This window comes from Caballeronia jiangsuensis (assembly GCF_046030135.1).
GTDB classification, from domain to species: Bacteria; Pseudomonadota; Gammaproteobacteria; order Burkholderiales; family Burkholderiaceae; genus Caballeronia; species Caballeronia jiangsuensis.
In genome coordinates, this window is record NZ_JAQQDB010000003.1 from 42,781 (window position 1) to 65,443 (window position 22,663).

The 22,663-nt window shown below is 63.6% G+C and carries 23 protein-coding genes; 18 read left to right on the forward strand and 5 right to left on the reverse strand.

All coding sequences use genetic code 11. The features are described 5' to 3' along the window. Positions 1-33: 33 nt before the first annotated feature. Both PQR08_RS03970 and PQR08_RS03975 read right to left on the reverse strand, forming a co-directional pair. Entirely contained in the window at positions 34-1,851 is a 1,818-nt protein-coding gene (locus PQR08_RS03970; RefSeq protein WP_250484467.1) for an OmpA family protein, read from the reverse strand. A 139-nt stretch (positions 1,852-1,990) separates the two neighbouring features. Next, the gene (locus PQR08_RS03975; RefSeq protein ID WP_187605115.1) at positions 1,991-2,227 is read right to left on the reverse strand and encodes a hypothetical protein; all 237 of its coding nucleotides are present in this window, start codon (positions 2,225-2,227) and stop codon (positions 1,991-1,993) included. 147 nt (positions 2,228-2,374) lie between these two features. Between PQR08_RS03975 and PQR08_RS03980 the strand changes: the two genes are divergently transcribed. Next, complete coding sequence (locus PQR08_RS03980) at positions 2,375-2,671, forward strand: YciI-like protein (RefSeq protein ID WP_250484468.1); 297 nt, start codon at positions 2,375-2,377, stop codon at positions 2,669-2,671. Between the two features lie 13 nt (positions 2,672-2,684). Here PQR08_RS03980 and PQR08_RS03985 read toward each other — a convergent pair whose 3' ends face one another. Continuing rightward, a complete protein-coding gene (locus PQR08_RS03985) occupies positions 2,685-3,677 on the reverse strand; it encodes a LysR family transcriptional regulator (RefSeq protein WP_250484469.1) in 993 nt (330 codons plus the stop codon). A gap of 186 nt (positions 3,678-3,863) precedes the next feature. Next, the gene (locus PQR08_RS03990; protein WP_035501458.1) at positions 3,864-5,129 is read right to left on the reverse strand and encodes a mechanosensitive ion channel family protein; all 1,266 of its coding nucleotides are present in this window, start codon (positions 5,127-5,129) and stop codon (positions 3,864-3,866) included. A 219-nt stretch (positions 5,130-5,348) separates the two neighbouring features. Between PQR08_RS03990 and PQR08_RS03995 the strand changes: the two genes are divergently transcribed. From PQR08_RS03995 to PQR08_RS04075, 17 genes are all read left to right on the forward strand, one after another. Beyond that, entirely contained in the window at positions 5,349-6,323 is a 975-nt protein-coding gene (locus PQR08_RS03995) for a MurR/RpiR family transcriptional regulator (RefSeq protein ID WP_250484470.1), read from the forward strand. Then, positions 6,320-7,285 (forward strand): isoaspartyl peptidase/L-asparaginase family protein, encoded by a 966-nt coding sequence (locus tag PQR08_RS04000; RefSeq protein WP_187605110.1) that lies wholly within the window; start codon positions 6,320-6,322, stop codon positions 7,283-7,285. The genes PQR08_RS03995 and PQR08_RS04000 overlap by 4 nt, the downstream gene beginning before the upstream one ends. After that, a complete protein-coding gene (locus PQR08_RS04005; RefSeq protein ID WP_250484471.1) occupies positions 7,282-9,186 on the forward strand; it encodes a dipeptide ABC transporter ATP-binding protein in 1,905 nt (634 codons plus the stop codon). Before PQR08_RS04000 ends, PQR08_RS04005 begins: the two co-directional genes overlap by 4 nt. A gap of 25 nt (positions 9,187-9,211) precedes the next feature. Continuing rightward, entirely contained in the window at positions 9,212-10,759 is a 1,548-nt protein-coding gene (gsiB, locus tag PQR08_RS04010) for a glutathione ABC transporter substrate-binding protein GsiB (RefSeq protein WP_187605108.1), read from the forward strand. 47 nt (positions 10,760-10,806) lie between these two features. Further along, a complete protein-coding gene (gene gsiC, locus PQR08_RS04015) occupies positions 10,807-11,727 on the forward strand; it encodes a glutathione ABC transporter permease GsiC (protein ID WP_238217417.1) in 921 nt (306 codons plus the stop codon). A gap of 7 nt (positions 11,728-11,734) precedes the next feature. Further along, complete coding sequence (gene gsiD / locus PQR08_RS04020) at positions 11,735-12,622, forward strand: glutathione ABC transporter permease GsiD (protein WP_250484472.1); 888 nt, start codon at positions 11,735-11,737, stop codon at positions 12,620-12,622. Continuing rightward, positions 12,619-13,638 (forward strand): DmpA family aminopeptidase, encoded by a 1,020-nt coding sequence (locus PQR08_RS04025; RefSeq protein ID WP_408161059.1) that lies wholly within the window; start codon positions 12,619-12,621, stop codon positions 13,636-13,638. Before gsiD ends, PQR08_RS04025 begins: the two co-directional genes overlap by 4 nt. Continuing rightward, positions 13,635-14,459 carry a M55 family metallopeptidase gene (locus tag PQR08_RS04030; protein ID WP_250484474.1) on the forward strand — a complete coding sequence of 275 codons (825 nt, stop codon included), beginning with the start codon at positions 13,635-13,637 and terminating at the stop codon, positions 14,457-14,459. The genes PQR08_RS04025 and PQR08_RS04030 overlap by 4 nt, the downstream gene beginning before the upstream one ends. Before the next feature lie 89 nt (positions 14,460-14,548). Continuing rightward, positions 14,549-14,767, forward strand: a complete 219-nt coding sequence (locus PQR08_RS04035) for a hypothetical protein (protein ID WP_250484475.1) — start codon at positions 14,549-14,551, stop codon at positions 14,765-14,767. A 33-nt stretch (positions 14,768-14,800) separates the two neighbouring features. Beyond that, positions 14,801-15,178, forward strand: a complete 378-nt coding sequence (gene crcB, locus PQR08_RS04040; RefSeq protein WP_035501472.1) for a fluoride efflux transporter CrcB — start codon at positions 14,801-14,803, stop codon at positions 15,176-15,178. A gap of 168 nt (positions 15,179-15,346) precedes the next feature. Then, a complete protein-coding gene (locus PQR08_RS04045; RefSeq protein ID WP_187605102.1) occupies positions 15,347-15,826 on the forward strand; it encodes a GNAT family N-acetyltransferase in 480 nt (159 codons plus the stop codon). 122 nt (positions 15,827-15,948) lie between these two features. Beyond that, a complete protein-coding gene (gene hutH, locus PQR08_RS04050) occupies positions 15,949-17,478 on the forward strand; it encodes a histidine ammonia-lyase (protein WP_250484476.1) in 1,530 nt (509 codons plus the stop codon). Further along, on the forward strand, positions 17,475-18,170 hold the full coding sequence (gene hutC, locus PQR08_RS04055; RefSeq protein ID WP_035501480.1) for a histidine utilization transcriptional repressor HutC: 696 nt from the start codon (positions 17,475-17,477) through the stop codon (positions 18,168-18,170). The genes hutH and hutC overlap by 4 nt, the downstream gene beginning before the upstream one ends. Positions 18,171-18,175: 5 nt before the next feature. After that, positions 18,176-18,745 (forward strand): HutD/Ves family protein, encoded by a 570-nt coding sequence (locus PQR08_RS04060; protein WP_250484477.1) that lies wholly within the window; start codon positions 18,176-18,178, stop codon positions 18,743-18,745. Between the two features lie 36 nt (positions 18,746-18,781). Further along, on the forward strand, positions 18,782-20,161 hold the full coding sequence (locus PQR08_RS04065; RefSeq protein WP_250484478.1) for a formimidoylglutamate deiminase: 1,380 nt from the start codon (positions 18,782-18,784) through the stop codon (positions 20,159-20,161). Between the two features lie 8 nt (positions 20,162-20,169). Next, entirely contained in the window at positions 20,170-20,973 is an 804-nt protein-coding gene (hutG, locus tag PQR08_RS04070) for an N-formylglutamate deformylase (protein WP_250484479.1), read from the forward strand. Positions 20,974-21,298: 325 nt separating this feature from the next. Further along, entirely contained in the window at positions 21,299-21,607 is a 309-nt protein-coding gene (locus tag PQR08_RS04075; protein WP_250484485.1) for a DUF4148 domain-containing protein, read from the forward strand. A 192-nt stretch (positions 21,608-21,799) separates the two neighbouring features. Here PQR08_RS04075 and PQR08_RS04080 read toward each other — a convergent pair whose 3' ends face one another. Then, complete coding sequence (locus PQR08_RS04080) at positions 21,800-22,507, reverse strand: TetR/AcrR family transcriptional regulator (RefSeq protein ID WP_250484480.1); 708 nt, start codon at positions 22,505-22,507, stop codon at positions 21,800-21,802. Positions 22,508-22,663: the final 156 nt, after the last annotated feature.

Genomic DNA, 22,663 nt, shown 5'->3' on the forward strand with positions numbered 1-22,663 from the left:
TCGTGAAAAAGATTGCGCGAGTCGGGTCGGCGCTCAGCGTTTCCTGACGACGAACTCGATCCGGCGATTGGCGAAACGTCCGCTCTCGATATCGTTGTCGGCGATCGGATTGGCGTCGCCATAACCCGTGGCCGTGAGCGATTGCGGCGGCACACCGTTTCGCACCAGGTAGCCACGGACAGCCTCGGCGCGTTCCTTCGATACTTCGAGCTTCGCCGATGCCGCACCCTGTGCATCCGAATAGCCTGCGACTTCGAGATTCACGATCGAACCCTTGGCGGCGCAACTCTTGAGCAATTGCGCCGTCTCGCCGAGCGTGCCGACCGCGCTTTCCGGCACCTGCGCACTCGAGCGAGCGAAGTTGACGACCTGGAGGTCGAGCACCCGCGTCAGCTTGTCTCCGGAGCAGGGCGTGTCAGTGGCGAGCAGGCTCTTCATCGCGCTGCGAAAGGATTGCGTCGCGGTGGCGACCGCGCCGTCGACGTCGAACGCCGCGACCTGGAACATGCCGCCGAGCGTGCCTTTCAGACGATCGGTCCAGCCGAGTTTTCCGTTCGCTGCGGTGCCGCTCAACTCCACTTTCGAGCCGCTGATCTTGGCTTCCGCACCGGGCACGGTCATGAGCGGGAAGAAATCGTTCAGGCGAGAAAGCCAGGTTGCCGGGCGGGTTTCGGGAACGACGGAAACGTCCGCCGTGTAGGCCTTTCCAAAGCGGGCGGTCAACGTGTCGATCAGATGCTTCTTCTCTGCTTCCGTGCCCACTGTTGCCTCGATCGCCGGGGCGCCTGCTTCGTTGACGCTGAACAGCAACTGCGCGTCTTTCCATGAAGCGGGCACGACCGCCGGTGCGGAGGCCGTTTGCGGTGCCGACGCGGTTGTGACAGGCGTGTTCACGGACGTCGCCAGAGGGGCAGTATCGATGGCAGGCGTGGTCGTTAGCGTTGCGGACGAAGCCGGCGTCGACATTTCCGAGACTTGCTGCGTGGCCGGTGCCGCGCTCAGATCGACGCTGCTGCTTTGTGTGAAGCCGCGGTAATAGACCAACGCCAGAACGGCGGCCAAAACGGCGAAGAGCAGCCAGACCCACTTGTTCGAACGTTTCGGCGCGGGCTTGCGCACCGGCGCACGCATCGGCGGCGGCGCGGGCGGCGTGGCCTTGGAAACCGGCGCGCTTTGCGCGGCGGGAGCGGGCGTCACGACAGGCGCCGGTGCGACTGCCGCTGCTACAGCGACATCGCTATCAGCACGCGATTCGAGGCTCGATGCGACCGTGTCGAGCCGCGGCGTGATGCAACTGGTGAAGCCTTCGGTGTTGCCGACGCCGATGGCCGTCGCAACTGCGTTCGACATCGACGTATTGATTTCGCCGACCTGATCGCGCAGCAGCTTGGGCACCTGTGGCAATCCCCATTGCGCGAGCAGGAAGTGGCGCTTCATGCTGCCGAACAGCACAGCGGCGACGATGCCCGCGAGCGCCGACGTAGCTTGCGTGGGAACGCCTGTTTCGGCCGAAACGGCGTCGCTCAGTGCATCGAGACGCCGGCCCGTCGCGAGCGCGGCGAGCGAATGACCGTTGGCTTCGAGCTGCTTGAGGCCGCCGGTGGTCGTGATCAGCTTGGAGAGTTGATCCGCGATGTGGGCGTTGGTCTCCGGCTGCATGATGACGGAGTACACCGACTGCGAGCCGGGCACGAGCGTCGCCCGGTCCATCAGCGATGCGACCAGGCCGGGCGCGATGCGTAGTGCGAGCTGCCGGACGATCTGACCGGGAATGCCGAATTGTTGCGACAGCTGCTCCGCGATGTGTTCCGGGATCGCGGCATTGACCGCCTGGACCAGATTGATGCTCATCGACTGAAATTCCTTTCTACATGAACGCTTGACGCAAGCGCAAAAGTGCAGTGGATTCTATATGCACAGTTATCCTAAAAAAAATCGTGCAACCTTCTTTACGAAAACGGTGCTGCAATGCCACTCCAGTGGCGTTTTTTTAACGTGCGCGCAGGCTCAATTCTGAGAAGAACTTGAGAATGCGCTTGCAGGCGATGCCGAGCCACGACGGCTCGGCGAGTACGCGTTCCGCATCCTTCACGGAGAGCGCAACGATCGACAGCATGGAATGGGAGTGGATGAGCGTGCGGTAGGACGCATCGAGCGGCGACGTCCACTCGCAGTTGCGGCAATCGTGCTTCGGGCACGCGTTGCAAGGAGGCTGGTTGCGGTTCATTGGCGGAATCCTCTGGGTATCCGCATATGATCTGCGATACGCTATCGTTAAGCGATCAGACCCTTCCGATAGAACTCTTGGTTTCGATCTCGAAAATAGGACAAACTAGTTCGATGAACCCGGCACTGTCCCACTAAGGAGACGGCGATGCACTATTTGTTGATTTACGAACTCTGTTCAGACTATCTGGAGCGCCGCGCGCAATTTCGCGACGGGCATCTCGCCCTTGCGTGGGCGGCGGTCGAGCGTGGCGACATCGTGCTCGCCGGCGCGCTCGATGCACCCGCCGATCGCGCGATGCTGTTGTTTCACAGTAATTCGCCCGCCGCCGCGGAAGATTTCGCGAAAAACGATCCGTACGTGACGAACGGGCTGGTCGAGCGCTGGGAAGTGCGCAAGTGGAACACGGTCGTGGGCGCGAACGCAGCCACGCCCGTGCGATAGCGCAACGCAGGAATCAGGCGTCGGCGGTTTCTTCCTCGGGACGATCCCGGCGCGTCGGGCCGCGACGTTGCGCCGAACGATAAAGGCTCGTCAGCGTGTCGTCGATCTGCTGCGTACGTTCGAAGAGCGCCGCGAGCCAGTCGACGAATACCGACACGCGCGGGCTCGCCTGACGGCTCTTCAGAAACGCCACCGACACCTTGAGCGGCGGCGATTTCCATTGCGGCAGCAACTCGCGCAACTGGCCCGAGCGCAGATAGGGCTGCGCCGCGATGCGCAACGGCTGGATCAGCCCGAGGCCTTCGATGCCGCATGCGATGTACGCGTGCTCGTCGGCGACCTGCACGAAGCCGCGCATCTTCATGGTGACGGGCTCGCCGTCGACATCGAAATCGAAATCGGCGGGGCGGCCGCTTTTCTCCGAGATGCAATTGACCGCAACGTGCTGCGCGAGATCATCGAGCGTTTCCGGCATGCCGTGCTTGTCCAGATACGCCGGACTCGCGCACGTCACCTGTTCGAGCATGCCGAGCCGGCGCGCGATCAGACCGGAATTGGGCAGTTCGCCGAGCTGCACGCTGCAATCGACGCCTTCGCCGACGAGATCCACATTGCGGTTGCCGATGCCGATCGATAGCTCGATCTGCGGAAAGCGCGCGTGAAACTCCGGCAGCGCGGGCACGACGATCGACGTCGCGACGGTATCCGGCATCTCGACGCGCAGCCGTCCGCGCAGACGTTCCTCGCCCGCGCCGAAGCCGGATTCGAGCTCGTCGATATCGGCGAGGATTTGCGCGCAACGCTCGTAATAAGCGGCGCCATCGACGGTGAGATTCAGGCGCCGCGTCGTGCGTGCGAGCAATTGCACGCCGACTAGCGCTTCGAGTTGTTGCACGGTCGTCGAAACACTCGCGCGGGGCATGCCGAGCGACTCGGCTGCACGCGTGAAACTGTTCGTATCGACGACACGCGTGAAGACACGCATGGCATGGACGCGATCGATCACGTTGAGTTTTCCTTTTATGACGATTGAATGGCGATGCGCGGAAAAAACGATCCCACCGCGGCTATGAAGCTGCGGAAAAAAGGCGCATCGGCGATGGTTAGATCGTAATGACCGGAAGCGTCAACGTGAATACACAAAAGTGGAGGATTGTTGCCTGATCCTTTTTGACGGAGCGAATGCCGCGAATCAGAGAGCCGGCATTTCGCCGCGCAGACGGCCCGTGAAACCCGTCATGTCCGCGCCGGATGGCGCCTGATAAAGGCGCAGGCCCATCTCCGGAAGGATCGACAGCAGATGATCGAATACGTCGCCCTGAATGCGCTCGTATTGCGTCCACGCGGTCGTCGCGGTGAAACAGTAGACCTCGACCGGGATGCCCTGCGATTGCGGTTCCATCATGCGGACCATGATCGCCATATCCTGACGGATTTCCGGATGGCGCTGCAAATAGGCGAGCCCATACGCGCGAAACGTGCCGATATTCGTGAGCCGACGCCGGTTCGCGGGTTCGTTCGCGAGTTCGCCGAGATTGCGGTTCGCCTGCTCGACTTCGGTCTGCTTCTGTTCCAGATAATCGTGCAGTAGGCGAAAGCGCTTCAGGCGCGCGGTCTCTTCGTCGGTGAGAAAGCGCACGCATTGCGCGTCGATGCGCAAGGTTCGCTTGATGCGCCGCCCGCCCGATTCGAACATGTGCCGATAGTTGCGATAGCTCTCCGAAAAGAGCTTGTAGGTCGGCACGGTGGTCACGGTGTTGTCCCAGTTCTGCACCTTGACCGTATGCAGCGCGATGTCCTTCACGAAGCCATCGGCGGCGGCTTGCGGCATCTCGATCCAGTCGCCGATCCGCAGCATGTCGTTCGATGTGAGTTGCGTGCTCGCGACGAGCGACAGCAGCGTGTCCTTGAACACGAGCAGCAGCACGGCGGACAGCGCACCGAGACCGGAGAGCATCCAGAGCGGCGAGCGGTCGATGAGAATCGACAGCACGAGCACGCCGCACACGAGCGCGAGCCCCAGCTTGCCGATCTGGATATAGCCCTTGATGGAACGCGTCTGTGCTTCCTTGCTTTCCGCATAGACGTCCTGCCACGCGGAAAGCGCGCTGCCCGCGGCGAAAAAGATGCAGACCCACGCGCCGGCGTGCGCTACGCGGCCGATGACCGTCGCCCAGTGCCCGATGCGCGGCACGTCGTCGATACCGAGCGCGATCGTCGCGAACGGCACCGCGTACCAGAGGCGATGATAGGCGCGATGCTTGATGAACGCGGCGTCCCACTTCTGATGGCCGGCGAGCACGAGCAGCCGATGCGCGACATACAGCACGATGCGCGCCACCACCCATTGCAGGAACAGCGCGATCAGCGCGAGTGCGACGAGACCCGCGAGCAGTTGCGCCCACGGATGAGCGGCGAGCAGGTGCGGCAGCGGATCGGGAAGGAAGTCGAAATTCATACCGTTCGGTCAGGACTGGAAACGCGTGCGCATGATGGGCCTGTGCGACGCGGTGCGCCCCGTATTGTGCATGATGGTGCACGTTCGATGCATCGGAAGCGGCGCGCCTCACCTTCTTATCGAAAACCCGAGTTCGATGAAAATGAATTTTTTTTGCCCGGCTTTTCGAGTAAATATACTTTCATCGCGTTTCATCGCCATGAGAGCGCAGCGCATTCCATGTCCCGTTCACTATCGGTTCGTGCGCCGGCGAGCGCCGACGATCTGATCTCCGCGCGCATCGCCGCGGCCATGCCGACGCTCACGCCCATTCACCGGCGCATGGGGGCGTTCGTGCTGGCGAACCTGTTCCGTTCCGCGACGATGCGCATCGATGAACTGGCGGGCGCCGTGGGCGCATCGGTGGCGACGGCGAACCGGTTCGCGCGGGCGCTCGGCTTCTCGGGTTATCCGGCGTTTCGCGAGGCGCTCGTGCGCGGCTTCGAGGCGACCATCGCGCCGGTCGAGCGCCTGCGCACCGCGCTCGAATCGCCGGCGAGCGGCGCCGAGGTCTTCGATGCATCGCTCGCACAGGCGGCCGCGAATCTGCATCTTGCCCAAACATCCGTCGATGGCGCGAAGGCCGCAGCGATCGTCGACGCGATCCTCGCCGCGCCGCGCATCTTCGTGATCGGCTATGGCGCGAGCGCGTTTCTCGCGGGATTGATGGAGCACGGACTCACGCCGTATTGCGCGAACGTTCAGTCGCTCGCGCTGACGGGCGGACCGTCGCACGCGGCGCGCAAGCTCTTCACGGCGGCGCCCGGCGACGTGCTGATCGCGATCGCGTTCCCGCGCTATGTCGACGACACCATCACGCTGGCGCGGCTCGCCCGCGATCACGGCTTGCGCGTCGTCGCGCTCACCGACAGCGCCGCGTCGCCGCTCGCGCAGGTCGCCGACCTGCTGCTCGCGATTCACGCCGAGCGCAGGCTGGCGGCGAATTGCGACACGGCGGTGCTCGCCGTCATCGAAGCACTCTGCGATGCGGTCGCGCATCGGGCGAAACGCTCGGTCGAGGCGGCATCCGGATTGACCGAATTCGTTTTGCCGTGGCTCGTCGCGCCGTCGATCGCCAAGGGAGCGCAGGCGGTCCATGCAACGCGCCGCACGGCCGCGAAACGACACACTCACACGGAACCGCGCGAAACATGAACGCCACACCAGTCATTGCCATTCACGGCGGCGCGGGCACGCTCCTGCGCCACGCGATGAACGCCGAAACGGAAGGGGGCTATCACACGGCGCTTTCCGACATCCTGAGCGCGGGCGAGCGCATTCTCGCCGCTGGCGGCAGCGCGCTCGACGCCGTCACCGAAGCCGTCCGTCTTCTCGAAGACTGTCCGCTCTTCAACGCGGGCCACGGCGCGGTGTTCACGGCGGCCGGCACGCACGAACTCGACGCCTCCGTGATGGACGGCGCGACGCTCGAAGCCGGCGCGATCAGTTGCGTGACGCGCGTGAAGAATCCCGTGCTCGCCGCGCGCCGCGTGCTCGACGTGAGCGACCACGTGATGTTCACGGCAGAGGGCGCGGAAGCGTTCGCGGCGGCGCAAGGGCTCGACCTCGTCGATCCTTCGTATTTCTTCACGGAGGCGCGCCATCAGCAATGGCTCAAGGCGCGCGGCACATCGGGCACGATGCTCGATCACGATGCGATGACGAAGTTCGCGTTCGACAACGATCCCATCGATCCGGACAAGAAGTTCGGCACGGTCGGCGCCGTTGCGCTCGATGCACACGGTCATCTCGCGGCGGCGACATCGACGGGCGGCATCACCAACAAGCAGGCGGGGCGCGTCGGCGATGCGCCGCTGATCGGCGCGGGCTGCTATGCGAACGACGCGACCTGCGCCGTCTCGACCACCGGCACGGGCGAGATGTTCATCCGCATGCTCGCGGCGTATGACGTATCGGCGCAAATGGAGTATCGCGGCCTGTCGCTGGAAGACGCGGCAAGCGATGTCGTGATGACGAAGCTGCCGCGCATCGCAGGACGCGGAGGGCTCGTCGCCGTCGACGCGAAGGGCAACGTCGCGCTGCCGTTCAACACGGAAGGCATGTATCGCGGCTTTGCACGCGTCGGCGAAGCGCCCGTCACCGCGATCTATCGATGATGAACGCGACCTCGCCCTTGCCCGAAAATCGCGTGATCGACGTGCGCGATCTGTCGGTCTCGTTTCGCTCGCGCTCGCGCACCATCGAAGCCGTGCGCAATATCTCGTTCACCGTGGATCGCGGCGAGACGCTCGCGATCGTCGGCGAATCGGGCTCGGGGAAGTCGGTCACGTCGCTCGCGCTGATGCGTCTCGTCGAACATGGCGGCGGGCGGATCGTCTCGGGCAGCATCGCGTTCAGGCGGCGCAATGGGCAAGTGCTGGATCTTGCGAAAGCGTCGTCCGCGGCGGTGCGCAGCGTGCGCGGCGCGGACATCGCGATGATCTTCCAGGAGCCGATGACATCGCTCAATCCGGTGTTCACGGTCGGCGACCAGATTGCGGAAGCCATCGCGCTGCATCAGGGCAAGAGTCATTCGGAGGCGCGCGCCGAAGCGCTGCGTCTGCTCGATCTCGTGCGCATTCCCGAATCGAAGCGCGTGTTCGCGCGCTATCCGCATCAGTTGTCGGGCGGCATGCGCCAGCGCGTGATGATCGCGATGGCGCTCTCGTGCAAGCCCGCGCTCCTGATCGCCGACGAGCCGACCACCGCGCTCGACGTCACGATTCAGGCGCAGATCCTGCAACTCGTGCGCGGCCTGCAGGACGAAATGAACATGGGCGTGATCTTCATCACGCACGACATGGGCGTGGTCGCGGAAGTCGCCGATCGCGTGCTCGTGATGTATCGCGGCGAGAAGGTGGAGGAGGCGCATTCGGACACGCTGTTTCATGCGCCGAAACATGCCTACACGAAGGCGCTGCTCGCCGCCGTGCCGACCCTCGGCGCAATGCGCGGCACCGATCGTCCCGCTAAATTCCCGATCCTCGAAGTGGAGCCGGTGGATGTCGCGCCCGACGATGCGAGCGCGTTGCGGCCATCGGAAGCGGTCGAGAAGGAAAGGCAGCCTGCCGTCGATGAGACCATCAGACCGATTCTGCGCGTGCGCGATCTGGTCACGCGCTTTCCGGTGAAGAGCGGTTTGTTCGGCCGCATGACGGCGTCGGTGCATGCGGTCGAGCGCGTGAGCTTCGACCTCCGTCCGGGCGAAACGCTCGCGCTCGTCGGCGAATCGGGCTGCGGCAAATCGACGACGGGACGTTCGCTGCTACGGCTCGTCGAAAGCCAGAGCGGTTCCATCGAATTCGACGGACGCGACATCAGCAAGCTCGAAGGCCATGCGCTGCAGACACTGCGGCGCAATATCCAGTTCATCTTCCAGGACCCGTTCGCATCGCTCAATCCGCGTCTGACGGTCGGCTTCTCCGTGATGGAACCGTTGCTCGTGCACGGCGTCGCGAGCGGCAAGGAAGCGCAGGCGCGGGTCGACTGGCTGCTCGAAAAGGTCGGCTTGCCGCCCGAAGCGGCACAGCGGTATCCGCATGAATTCTCGGGCGGTCAAAGACAGCGCATCGCGATTGCACGCGCGCTCGCGTTGAACCCGAAAGTCGTGATCGCCGATGAATCCGTCTCCGCGCTCGATGTCTCCGTGCGCGCGCAGATCGTCAATCTGATGCTCGATCTGCAGCGCGAACTGGGCGTCGCGTATCTCTTCATCTCGCACGACATGGCTGTCGTGGAGCGCGTGAGCCATCGCGTCGCGGTGATGTACCTCGGGCAGATCGTCGAGATCGGACCGCGCGCCGCCGTGTTCGAAGCGCCGCGTCATCCATACACGCGCAAGCTGATGAGCGCGGTGCCAGTCGCCGACCCGTCGCGCAGACACGCGAAACGCATGCTCGCCGCCGACGAGATTCCAAGCCCGATCCGCAAGCTCGGCGATGAGCCGATCGTCGCAAAACTGGTTGCAGTCGGACCAGATCATTTTGTCGCCGAGCATCACGTTGGCGGCGCTTACTAGAAGCACTTCAAAAAGGAGTCCAACGATGCCGTCCTTTCAATTGCGCGCGATGCTCGCAGCAAGCGCGTTCGCCACGCTGACCGCACTCGCGCCCGTCGCGGCGCATGCGCAAAGCACCGCCGTGATGGCGGTCGCTTCGACCTTCACGACGATGGATCCGTACGACGCCAACGACACGCTCTCGCAGGCGGTGGCGAAGTCGTTCTACGAGGGCCTCTTCGGTTTCGACAAGGACATGAAGATCCGCAACGTGCTCGCGACGAGCTACGAGGCGAGCCCCGACGCGAAGGTCTACACGATTCATCTGCGCAAGGACGTGAAGTTCCAGGACGGCACCGATTTCAACGCGGACGCGGTGAAGGCCGTGTTCGACCGCGTGACGAATCCGGACAACAAGCTCAAGCGCTATAACCTCTTCAACAAGATCGACAAGACCGAAGTCGTCGATCCGTACACGGTGAAGATCACGCTGAAGATTCCTTTCTCGGCGTTCATCAACGTGCTCGCGCATCCGTCGGCGGTGATGATCTCGCCGACCGCGCTCAAGAAATACGGCAAGGACATCGCGTTTCATCCGGTCGGCACGGGTCCGTTCGAGTTCGTCGAATGGAAGCAGACCGACGACCTGAAGGTGAAGAAGTTCGCGGGCTACTGGCAGAAGGGCTTGCCGAAGATCGACATGATCGACTGGAAGCCCGTGGTCGATAACAACACGCGCGCCGCGCTCATGCAGACGGGCGAAGCGGACTTCGCGTTCTCGATTCCGTTCGAACAGGCCGCGACGCTCAAGGCGAGCCCGAAGGTCGATCTGATCGCGGCGCCTTCGATCATTCAGCGCTATGTCAGCATGAACGTGCTGCAAAAGCCCTTCGACAATCCGAAGGTGCGCGAGGCGATGAACTACGCGATCAACAAGGAAGCGCTCGTCAAGGTCGCGTTCGCGGGTTATGCCGTGCCGGCCGAAGGCGTCGTGCCGCCGGGCGTCGACTACGCGGCGAAGCTCGGGCCGTGGAAATACGATCCCGCGAAAGCACGCGAGCTGCTGAAGGAAGCGGGCTATCCGAACGGCTTCGAAACCGTGCTGTGGTCCGGCTATAACCACACGACCGCGCAGAAGATCATCCAGTTCGTGCAGCAGCAACTCGCGCAGGTCGGTGTGAAGACGACGGTCGAAGCGCTCGAAGCGGGCCAGCGCGTGCAGCGCATCGAGAGCGCGCCCGATCCGAAGACGGCGCCCGTGCGCATGCTCTACATCGGCTGGTCGTCTTCGACGGGCGAAGCGGACTGGGCGCTTTCTCCGCTGCTCGGCGGCACGTCGTTCCCGCCGAAGCTCTTCAACACCGCGTACTACAAGAACGATCAGGTCGATGACGATCTTTCGAAGGCGCTCGCCACGACGGATCGCGGCGAGAAGGCCAAGCTCTACGCCGATGCGCAAAAACGCATCTGGGCCGATGCGCCGTGGATTTTCCTCGTCACGGAAAAGGTCGTGTATGCGCGCAGCAAGCGTCTTTCCGGCGCGTATGTGATGCCCGACGGCTCGTTCAGCTTCGACGAGATCGCGATCAAGTAATCGCTTTCGGCCGGGCGTGATTGCCCGGCCGCATCCGACAAAAACCGATGCTCAACTTCATCGCCAAACGATTGCTAGGTTTGCTGCCGACGCTTTTCATCGTCGCGGTGCTGGTGTTCTTCTTCGTGCACATGCTGCCGGGCGATCCCGCGCGACTCGCGGCGGGCGCGGAAGCCGACGAAGCCACGGTCGCGCTCGTGCGCGCGGACCTCGGCCTCGACAAGCCGCTGCCGCAGCAACTCGTGGGCTTCTTCGGCAAGGTCGTGCATTTCGACTTCGGCATGTCGACCCGCAGCAAGCGGCCCGTGTCGACGGAAATCGCCGAGCGCTTCATGCCTACTTTGTGGCTCACGCTCGCGAGCATGGTCTGGGCGGTGATCTTCGGCATGACGATCGGCATCGTGTCGGCGGTGTGGCGCAATCGCTGGCCGGACCGGCTGGGGATGACGCTCGCGGTATCGGGCATCTCGTTTCCCGCCTTCGCGCTCGGCATGCTGCTGATGGAAATTTTCTCGGTGAAGCTCGGCTGGCTGCCGATCGTCGATGACGGCACATGGAAGGGCTACGTGCTTCCGTCGATCACGCTCGGCGCTGCCGTGGCCGCCGTGATGGCCCGCTTCACGCGCGCGTCCTTCGTCGAAGTGCTCGGCGAGGACTTCGTGCGCACGGCTCGCGCTAAGGGCGTGCACGAACCGATGGTCATCGTGAAGCACTGCCTGCGCAACGCGATGATCCCCGTCGTCACGATGATGGGCCTGCAGTTCGGCTTCCTGCTCGGCGGCTCGATCGTCGTGGAGAAGGTGTTCAACTGGCCGGGCCTCGGGCGCCTGCTCGTCGATGCGGTCGAGATGCGCGACTACCCGGTAATCCAGGCGGAAGTGCTGCTGTTCTCGCTGGAGTTCATCGTGATCAATCTGATCGTGGACGTGCTCTACGCGATCATCAATCCGACCATTCGTTTCAAGTGAGGACGCGATGAGCGTGACAGTCGAAAGCGCGGTGCATGCGCAGGAAATACGCACGCCTTGGACGGAGTTCTGGCGCAAGTTCAGGCAGCAGCACATCGCGATGATCGCGGCCGTGTTCGTGTTGCTGCTGATCGTGATCGCGATCATCTCGCCGTATATCGCGCCTTACGATCCCGAGAACTACTTCGACTACGACGCGCTCAACGCCGGTCCATCGGCCGCGCACTGGTTCGGTGTCGATTCCCTGGGGCGCGACATTCTCAGCCGCATCCTGGTGGGCAGCCGCATCTCGTTGTCTGCGGGTCTGCTCTCGGTCGTGCTCGGCGCGGTGATCGGCACGTTCTTCGGTTTGCTCGCGGGCTATTACGAAGGATGGTGGGACCGCATCGTGATGCGCATCGCGGACGTGCTGTTCGCGTTTCCCGGCATCTTACTCGCGATCGGCGTCGTCGCGATTCTCGGCAACGGCATGGTGAACGTGGTGTGCGCGGTCGCGATCTTCAGCATTCCCGCATTCGCGCGGCTCGTGCGCGGCAATACGCTGGCGCTCAAGCATCTCACGTATATCGAAGCGGCGAAGAGCATCGGCGCGTCGGACTGGACAATACTCGCGCGGCATATCCTTCCCGGCACGATTTCGTCGGTGGTCGTGTACTTCACGATGCGCATCGGCACGTCGATCATCACGGCGGCGAGTCTCTCGTTCCTCGGACTCGGCGCGCAGCCGCCGACGCCCGAGTGGGGCGCGATGCTCAACGAAGCGCGCGCCGACATGGCGATGGCGCCGCACGTCGCGATCTTCCCGAGCCTCGCGATCTTCTTCACCGTGCTCGCGTTCAATCTGCTCGGCGACGGTCTGCGCGACGCGCTCGATCCGAAGCTCGACCGGCCATGATGCACATCGGTTCGCTCGACGCGGGGCCGCGCGGCACGATCGCCGATGTCGAGGGCGTGACGGTCGGTCATTGCACGCTCGCGCAGGGCGCGGTGCAAACGGGCGTCACGGTGATTCGTCCACACGATGGCGATGTCTATCGCGACAAGGTGCCGGCGGCCGCGTGCGTGATCAACGGCTTCGGCAAGAGCGTCGGGCTCGTGCAAGTGGAAGAGCTCGGCGTGCTCGAAACGCCGGTCGCGCTGACCAATACCTTCGGCGTCGGCACGATCGCGAATGCCCAGATTCGCGCGGCGATCGCCGCGAATCCGCTTATCGGGCGCGAAGATCCGAGCGTGAATCCGCTCGTGTTCGAGTGCAGCGATGGCTACCTCAACGACATGCAGGCGCTCGCGATTCACGAAGCGCATTACATGAGCGCGCTCGATGCATGCAGCGTCGATTTCGAACGCGGCGCGGTGGGAGCGGGGCGCGGCATGTCGTGCTTCGAGCTGAAAGGCGGTATCGGTTCGGCATCGCGCATCGTGCGGATCGACGAGCACGCGTACACGATTGGCGCGCTCGTGCTCGCGAATTTCGGCCGTCTGCCGCAACTCACGATTGCCGGCGATGCGCTCGGAAAGACGCTGCTGGCATCGACGAAAGAAGCGAACGTGACGCCCGAGCAAGGCTCGATCATCATGCTGATCGCAACCGATGCGCCGCTCGACGCGCGTCAGTTGCGCCGCCTCGCGATGCGTTCCGCCGCCGGCCTCGCGCGCATAGGTTCGGTGTACGGTCACGGCAGCGGCGACATCGCGCTGGCTTTCACGACCGCTTACACCGTGCCGCACGATGCGGGCTTCATCACAGTGCCGCCGCTCATCAGCGACGCGCGGCTCGATCCTCTTTTTCAGGCCGCCGCCGACAGCATCGAGCAAGCGATCCTCGATGCGCTCTTCAGCGCGGAAACGGTCACCGGACGCGATGGCCATCGGCGCATATCGCTCAGGGACGCATTGAGAACACGACCATGAAAGTGTTGATCTCGGTGGATATCGAAGGCATCGCGGGCGTGTTCCATCCGGAGCAGACGCGCGCGGGCAACGCCGAATACGAACAGGCGCGCCGCTGGATGACGCGCGAAGCGAATGCGGCTGCGCAAGGCGCGTTCGATGGCGGCGCATCGCAAGTGTGGATCAACGATTCGCACGGCGGCTTTCGCAACCTGATACCCGACCTGCTCGATCCGCGCGCGCGTCTCGTGCTCGGCAAGCCGCGCACGCTCGGCATGATGGCGGGGCTGGAAGCATCGCCGGAAGTGGTCTTCATGGTCGGCTATCACGCGCGCGCGCAAAGCCGCGGCATCCTCGCGCATACGATCAACAGCGCCGCGTTCGCGCGCGTCACGCTCGACGGCGATGAAGTCGGCGAGGCCGGGCTATACGGCAGGCTCGCGGAGGAACACGGCGCACGCATCGCGTTGCTCACAGGCGACGACGTCTTCGGCGCCGAGACGCTGCCCGCATTTCCCGGCGCGCGTTTTCTATGCGTGAAGACCGCGCACGGTTATTCGAGCGGCGTGACCGAAACGCCCGCAGCATCATGCGACGCGATCCGGCTCGCCGCGCGCGAGACGATCGAAGCGGCCGCGTCGTCGGCCCATGCGAAGCGATCGCCGGTCACCGAACATCGCTGCGAACTGCGCGCACAGACGACCGCATTCGCCGATCTCTTCTGCCAGTGGCCGACGCTCGAACGTATCGATGCCGTGACGCTCGCTTTCGATGCGCCCTCCGTCGAACATGTCGTGCGGATACTCAATTGCCTTTCGGCAATGTCCTTCATGATACGGTGAGCGTTTGGACCAACGGCTGCGAGTATCGTTAGAATGGAGCCGTTCGCGTAACTGGCTCTGGTTTTGACGTCTTTTTGCAGACGATGCTCATGCACACGGTGAAGCTCGAACACAATGACGACGAGGTGCTCGACCCCGCCGATCCGCAACTCGTGGTGCGCGGCTCGCTCTTCATCGACGGCCACGATGCCGGATGCTGGGAAGAACGGCGCGACGGCACGTGGGCGGCGCATGTCCGGCACAAGGACGGCTGGATCGTCGAGGCGAGTCGCGGCGCGCTGATCGACCGGCTCGCGCGCGAGGCATAACGCAGTTAATTTCAAATCGATTTCACATAATTCATGTATCTGTCGATCATCGCCGTGGGACTCGGCGGCGGCCTGGGATCGCTGCTCAGATGGGTCCTCGGCCTGCGCCTGAATGCGATTTTTCCGAATCTTCCGCTCGGCACGTTCGCAGCGAACGTCATCGCGGGCTACATCATCGGCGTGGCCGTTGCTTTTTTCGCGCGCTTTCCCGATATCTCGGTGGAATGGCGGTTGTTCATCATCACCGGGCTGATGGGCGGGCTCTCCACGTTTTCTACCTTCTCGGCCGAAGTGGTCGCGCATTTGCAGCAAGGGCGGCTCGGCTGGGCGCTCGCTGAAATCGCGATCCACGTATGCGCATCGTTGCTGATGACCGCGCTCGGTATCGCGACGGTGGTCGTGGCTTCCTGAAGGACGTTCCTGCAGCGCAATCCGGCCAATCGATTTTGGCGATTTGAACGTTTGCGCCCGCCCGATCCGACTCATTCCCGTACAAGTTTTTTTCCCGCGTTTTCAACGCTTGACCCTCGCTGCCTCGGCAGCGGTTTTTTTTATTTTGACAGTAACGAAGGTGATGAAATGCCACGGTTTCCGCTCATCGAAGTCAGACCGTATCATCCGAGCGATCTCGACGGTGTGATCGATTTGTTTCAACGCGCCGTTCGCGAAACGGCATCGGCCGACTACAACGAAGCACAGATCGCGGCGTGGGCGCAAGCCGACCGGGACGAGTGGGAACTCGCACGCTTGAACCGTCCGACGTGGGTCGGGCTCGTCGACGGCGAACTCGCGGGCTTCGCCGATCTCGAAAAGAACGGCCTCATCGACATGATGTTCGTCGATCCGCTGCATCAGCGCAAAAGCGTGGCGACGTCGCTGCTCGCGCGCATCGAAGCCGAAGCCGACGAAATGGGCCTGAACACACTGCACACTTATTCGAGCGTCACCGGGCGGCCGTTCTTCGAATATTGCGGTTTCACGATGCTCCTGGCGCGGGCGATCATCGTGCGCGAGCAACGTTTCGTCCAGTTCGTGATGGAAAAGGTGCTCGAACCGTGAAATCTGTATAGACAAGACGCATCTTTCTTCCGGGAAGATCCTAGTGATATCCCGGATATCCCCTTGTTTCGTCCTTCGAGCCCGTTTAGACTTGAGTCTAACTTGTATAGACAGGACGAACCATGATCACGCTTACGCCCGGAAAACTGACTCTCCCGCAACTGCGCCGCATCGCGCGTGGTTCGGACCCGCTGCAACTCGATCCCGCCAGCTTCGACGCCATCGACGCGAGCGCGCGCGCCGTCGCCGCGATTGCCGCGAAAGGCGATCCGGCTTACGGCATCAATACGGGCTTCGGGCGGCTCGCCAATACGCACATTCCGGCCGATCAGCTGGAACTGCTGCAGAAGAATCTTGTGCTGTCGCATGCGGTGGGCGTCGGCGAGCCGATGTCGCGGCCGGTCGTGCGCCTCCTGATGGCGCTCAAGCTGTCGAGCCTCGGGCGCGGTCATTCGGGCATCCGCCGCGAGGTCATCGACGCACTCATCACGCTTTTCAACGCCGACGTGCTGCCGATCATCCCGATCAAGGGCTCGGTCGGCGCATCGGGCGATCTCGCGCCGCTCGCGCATATGTCGACGGTGCTGCTCGGCATCGGCGAAGTCACCATTCGCGGCGAGCGCGCGAGTGCGCTCGACGGTCTCGCGGTCGCGGGTCTCAAGCCGCTCACGCTGCAGGCGAAGGAAGGTCTCGCGTTGCTGAACGGCACGCAGGCGTCGGCGGCGCTCGCGCTCTACAACCTCTTCGCGATCGAGGATCTGTTCCGCACCGGACTCGTCGCGGGCGCGCTGTCCGTCGATGCGGCGGCGGGCTCGGTCGTGCCGTTCGATGCGCGCATCCACGAGCTGCGCGGCCATCGCGGGCAGATGGAAGCGGCGGCCGCGTACCGCACGCTGCTGAAGGGCTCGGGCATCAACCTGTCGCACGCCGATTGCGAGAAGGTGCAGGACCCGTACAGCCTGCGCTGCCAGCCGCAGGTGATGGGCGCGTGCCTCGACCAGATGCGCCACGCCGCCGACATCCTCCTGATCGAATCGAATGCCGTCTCCGATAACCCGCTGATCTTCCCCGATACCGGCGAAGTCCTGTCGGGCGGCAATTTCCACGCGGAGCCGGTGGCGTTCGCCGCCGACAACCTCGCGCTCGCCGCCGCCGAAATCGGCGCGCTCGCGGAACGCCGCATCGCGTTGCTGATCGACGCGACGCTCTCGGGCCTGCCGCCGTTCCTCGTACGCGATGGCGGCGTCAACTCCGGCTTCATGATCGCGCACGTGACGGCCGCCGCGCTCGCATCGGAGAACAAGACGCTCGCGCATCCTGCATCGGTCGATTCGCTGCCGACTTCCGCGAATCAGGAAGACCACGTCTCGATGGCGACATTCGCCGCGCGCAAGCTCGGCGACATCGCGAGCAACACGGCGAACATTCTCGCGATCGAACTGCTCGCGGCGGCGCAAGGCGTCGATCTGCGCGCGCCGCATCAGACGAGCGCGCCTTTGCTCGAAGTGATGAAGACGCTGCGCGCGCACGTGGCGCATTACGACCTCGATCACTACTTCGCGCCGGACATCGCCGCGATCGCGACGCTCGTGCAGGAAGGCGTCGTCGCGCAGCACAGCCCGCTCGCGTTCGCGTCGGAACAACCTGTATGAACACGCCTGCGTATCAGGAGATCAAGGACTACATTCTCCAGCGCATTCATATCGGCGAATGGAAGGAGGGCGATCAGGTGCCCTCCGAGAACGAGCTCGCACGCGAGTTCAAGGTCGCCCGCATGACGGTGAACCGCGCGGTGCGCGAGTTGACCGCCGAGCAGGTGCTCACGCGCGTGCAGGGCGCGGGCACGTTCGTTGCGCAGCCGAAATACGCGTCGACGCTCGTCGAGATTCGCAGCATCTCCGATGAAATCGTCGCGCGCGGCCACGTGTATAGCGCGCATGTGCTGCATCTGGGCGCATCGATCGTCGACGAGGCGCTCGCCGCCGAAATGCATCTCACGCTGGGCAGCCCGGTGTTTCATTCGCGCGTGCTGCACTTCGAGAACGACGAGCCGGTGCAGATGGAAGAGCGTTACGTGAATCCCAAGCTCGCGCCGGAATACGCGCGCCAGGATTTCACGACGATCACGCCGAACCAGTACCTGATGACGGCCGCGCCGCTGCAGCGCGTCGAATACCGGATTGAGGCGTCGGTGCCGTCGACCGAGATCCGGCTCTCGCTCGCGATGGCGGAGCACGAGCCGTGTCTGTTGCTGCATCGGCGCACGTGGTCGCGCGACGCGGTCGCATCGGTCGCGAATCTCTGGCATCCGGGCGACCGTTATCAATTCACGGGGCACTTCTGAACGCCATGATCATTCGTGCCGATTCGCTCACGCCCAAGCCCTGGAAGAACGGCGGCGGCGTGACGCGCGAGATAGCGGCGGGGCCGCGAGGCACGTCGCTCGATGCGTTCGCGTGGCGTCTGTCGCTGGCGGACGTGGCCTCCGATGGCGCGTTCTCGTGCTTCGCGGGCGTCGATCGCGTGCTCGTGCTGCTCGACGGCGCGGGCATGCGTCTTACCGAGGCGGACGGCCGCGTGCATACGCTCGATGCGCCGCTCGCGAGCGCGCGCTTCGCCGGCGAAACGCCGATTCACGCGACGCTGATCGAAGGCCCGACGCGCGATTTCAACGTGATGGTGCGCCGCGATCGCGCCCGCGCGACGGTGCATGTCCGGCGCGGCTCGTGTTCGCCCGACGCGCGTCACGATCTGACGTTCATCTTCTGCGTGCGCGGAAGCATCGATATCAAAGCCGATGGCGACACGCGCCATAAGCTTGAAACAGGCGACACGCTGCGTCTCGATCGTGCGGCCGCCTTGCGATGCGAGGCGTCGGACGTCACGACCTGGCTGCACATCGGCATCGACGATTTGTGAGCAGCCGCGCATCGACATAAAAAGGGAGACGGGAACATGAGCGCATTCTTCGCGGACCACGCGCGCCTCGCCGACGGCTGGCGGCGCAACGTGCTGCTCGAATGGAACGACGACGGCACATTGGTGCGCGTAGCGCCCGACAGCGTGGCGCCCGCGGGCGTCGAGCGGGCGAAAGGGCCGGTCGTGCCCGGCATGCCGAACCTGCACTCGCACGCGTTCCAGCGCGCAATGGCGGGCCTCACCGAATATCGGGCGAGCGTCGCCGACACCTTCTGGAGCTGGCGCGACCTGATGTATCGCTTCGCCGCGCGGATCGGCCCGGAATCGCTCGCGGACATTGCGCACTGGCTGTACATCGAGATGCTGAAAGCGGGCTACACGTCGGTGTGCGAGTTTCATTACGTGCATCACGCGCCCGGCGGCGCGCCTTATGCGAATCGCGCGGAACTCGCCGAGCGCGTCGTCGATGCGGCCGGGCGCGCGGGCATCGGCATCACGATGTTGCCGGTGCTGTACGAGCACAGCGGTTTCAACAAGAGCGCACCGCGCGACGATCAGCGGCGCTTTCTCAACACGCCCGATACGCTGCTCGCGCTTATCGACGAACTCGCCCGCGCTCGGCCCGAAGATGGCATGCGCCGTTATGGCGTCGCGCCGCATTCGCTGCGCGCGGTGTCGGGCGAATCGCTCGCGGCGGTGATCGAAGGGCTCGATGCGCGCTTTCACCATGCGCCGGTGCATATCCACATTGCGGAGCAGACCGCCGAAGTGGAGGCGTGCCTCGCGGCGACGGGGCAGCGCCCGGTGCAATGGCTGCTCGAACGCTTTAACGTCGACGAGCGCTGGTGCCTCGTGCATGCGACGCATGTCGACGCCGACGAATGCGCGCGTCTCGCGCAAAGCGGCGCGGTCGCGGGCCTGTGTCTCACGACCGAAGCGAATCTCGGCGATGGCGTCTTTCCGTCGCGCGATTATCTCGATGCGGGCGGACGCATCGGCGTCGGCTCGGATAGTCATGTCGGCGTGGACTGGCGCTCCGAACTGCGTCTGCTCGAATACGGCCAGCGTTTGTGGCGTCAGCAGCGCAACGTGCTCGCGTCGCCGACGCAGAGCCGTCCCGCCGATCGTCTCTTCGATGCCGCGCTCGACGGCGGCGCGCACGCGACCGGACGACCCGTCGGCGCGCTCGCGCAGGGCTTGCGCGCCGACTGGCTCGTGCTCGACGAAACGCATCCGGGCATCGGCGAGCATGCGCCCGAGACCTGGCTTTCGAGCGCCGTCTTCTGCGAACATGGCGATACGCCGATCCGCGATGTGTTCGTCTCCGGCCGCAAGGTGATCGACGCGCGCCGGCACGCGCAGGAAGACGAAGCGCTGTTGCGCTATCGCGCCGCGTTGCGCGGCTTGCTCGATTGAGGTCATCCATGAACGAGTCTTCGATTTTCACGCTGGAACGCGGCAACGCGCCGCTGCTGATTTCGATTCCGCACCGGGGCACGAGCATTCCCTGCGCGCTTGCCGAGGAGATGACGCCCGTCGCGAAACTCACCGAGGATTGCGACTGGCATCTCGAACGGCTATACGCGTTCGCGCGCGAGTTGGGCGCATCGATCCTGACGCCGGAATACGCGCGATATGTCGTCGATCTGAACCGTCCGCCCGACGACGCGAATCTTTATCCCGGCCGCGACACGACGGGGCTGTGTCCGGTCGATACCTTCGACAAGGCGCCGCTCTACAAGCCAGGCCACGAGCCGTCGCGCGAGCAGATCGATGCGCGCCGCGCGATGTACTGGCAGCCTTATCACGATGCGCTCGCGAGCGAACTCGACGCGCTGCGGAAGTCGCACGGAAGCGTGCTGCTATGGGAAGCGCACTCGATTCGCTCGGTCGTGCCGCGTTTCTTCGACGGACGTCTGACCGATTTCAACTTCGGCACGGCGGACGGTGCGTCGGCGGCGCCCGGGCTGGCCGAGCATCTCGCGCGGATCGTCGAGCGCGACGGCCGTTTTTCGACGGTGGCCAACGGCCGCTTCAAGGGCGGCTACATCACGCGGCGCTACGGCCAGCCCGAGAAGGGCGTTCATGCGATTCAGCTTGAGCTGACGCAGATCAGCTACATGGAAGAATCGTCGCCGTTCGCTTACGACGAGGCCAAGGCGAAAATTATCCAGCCATTGCTGCGCGAACTCCTCACGACCGCGATGACCTCCGCAACGAGCGCGTAGAAACTGGCGCGTGCATGGCGATTGGCTGGCGATGCTGTAATGACGAGCCATCGTGCAAACGATTACACGCAGCCTTCGGAGTCAGGAGTTGAGGCGATTAACGCAATAAAAACAACGGCTTAAGTTAATTGGGTGAAAAGTCTAACGCGGTTCGCCCAGCGAAACTCATTGTTGCGATCCCGACAATTATGTTTCGTGCAAATTGGGGTTTCCCCTAGGTCGACTGCCTCCTACACTTGTCTTCAAGCGAAACGAAATCAGAAACCACTTAAAAACTTCCGATTCAGTTTCGATTTCAAAACAAGACTATTGGAGGTTCATCATGATCAAGGCATTCGTTCCCGCACTCGTCATCGCCACCGCTCTGGCCGCTCCGACTTTCGCGTTCGCGCAAAGCAACGGCCCGGTGACCCGCGCTCAAGTGCGCGCGGAACTGGTCCAGCTTGAAAAGGCCGGCTACAACCCGTCGACCGATCGCGTGGACTATCCGCAAAACATTCAGGCCGCAGAAGCTCGTGTGCACGCTGAGAACGGTGGATCGGCTTACGGTCCTTCGGCCGCCGGCACGTCGAATTCCGGCGCCCGCGTGAACGCACCGATGTCGGGCCGTAACTCGGTCTACTTCGGCAACTGATCGAAACGTAGTAGCAGTGGCAGCAGCAGTGAGTAGTTGTAGCGGTAGATGGTGCAGCAGCAAGCGTTGGCAGTAGGGCAGTATCTTGCGAGAAAAGCAGTAGCTTTACCGCAGTAAGGCAGCAACGCAGTGAAGCAGTAGAGAAGCAAGCAGCAAGTCGAACGCCGGCCGCTATCGAGCGACCGGCGTTTTTTATTGCGCGTTCCGGTCCGCTTCGACGCGCGGCGACACCGCGCCGCATGCGCGAAGCACGAGGCGCACGACTTCCTCCGTCTGCTCATCGAAGGCCTTGCGCGTGAGTGCGCGCTTGCCCTTCAACGCGCGGATCTGCGCATCGAAATCGGCGTAGTGCTGCGTGATCGCCCAGATCATGAACATGAACGTGTCCGGCTCGACGGGCGCGAGCAGGCCACGCGCGATCCAGCTTTCGATCACGATGACGCGCGTATCGAGCCACGGCTTCACGCGCTCGTTGAGGATGTCCTGCATGTGATGCGCGCCGTGGATGATCTCGCTCGCCCACACCTTCGAGCCGAGCGGCCTGCGCCTCGACAACTCCATCTTCGCGCGCACGTAGCCGCCGATCGCTTCGACCGGATCGTCGCTGCATTCGAAAGTGTCCGCCGCGCGATGCCAGTCCTCGAACAAATCTTCCAAGACGCGTCGATAGAGCGCGAGCTTCGTCGGGAAGTAGTAATGCAGGTTGGCCTTCGGCAATCCGGCACGCTCGGCGATCATCGCCGTGCTCGCGCCTTCCAGTCCCTTCTCCGCGAAAACCTCTTCGGCGCACGCCAGAAGTTGCGCTTCGTTGCTCTCGCGAATCTGCGCCTTGCGTCGCCGCAAAGGTGGCGCAGCGTGCTCGCGTTCGGTGATGCCGTCGGTCGCGTCGTCGTGTCTCATCGTCGAATTTTTCTGCCGTGTGTGCCGCATCGTGCCTCATTCGCGCCGTTCATGCACGCGGCGCTGCATCGCGTCGAAAATGCCGCCGCGGCCAGTGCCTGTCGATGCTGCATTGCAATGGCACGCTTATCGCTTAGGTTTGCTCCGTGTTTGTCC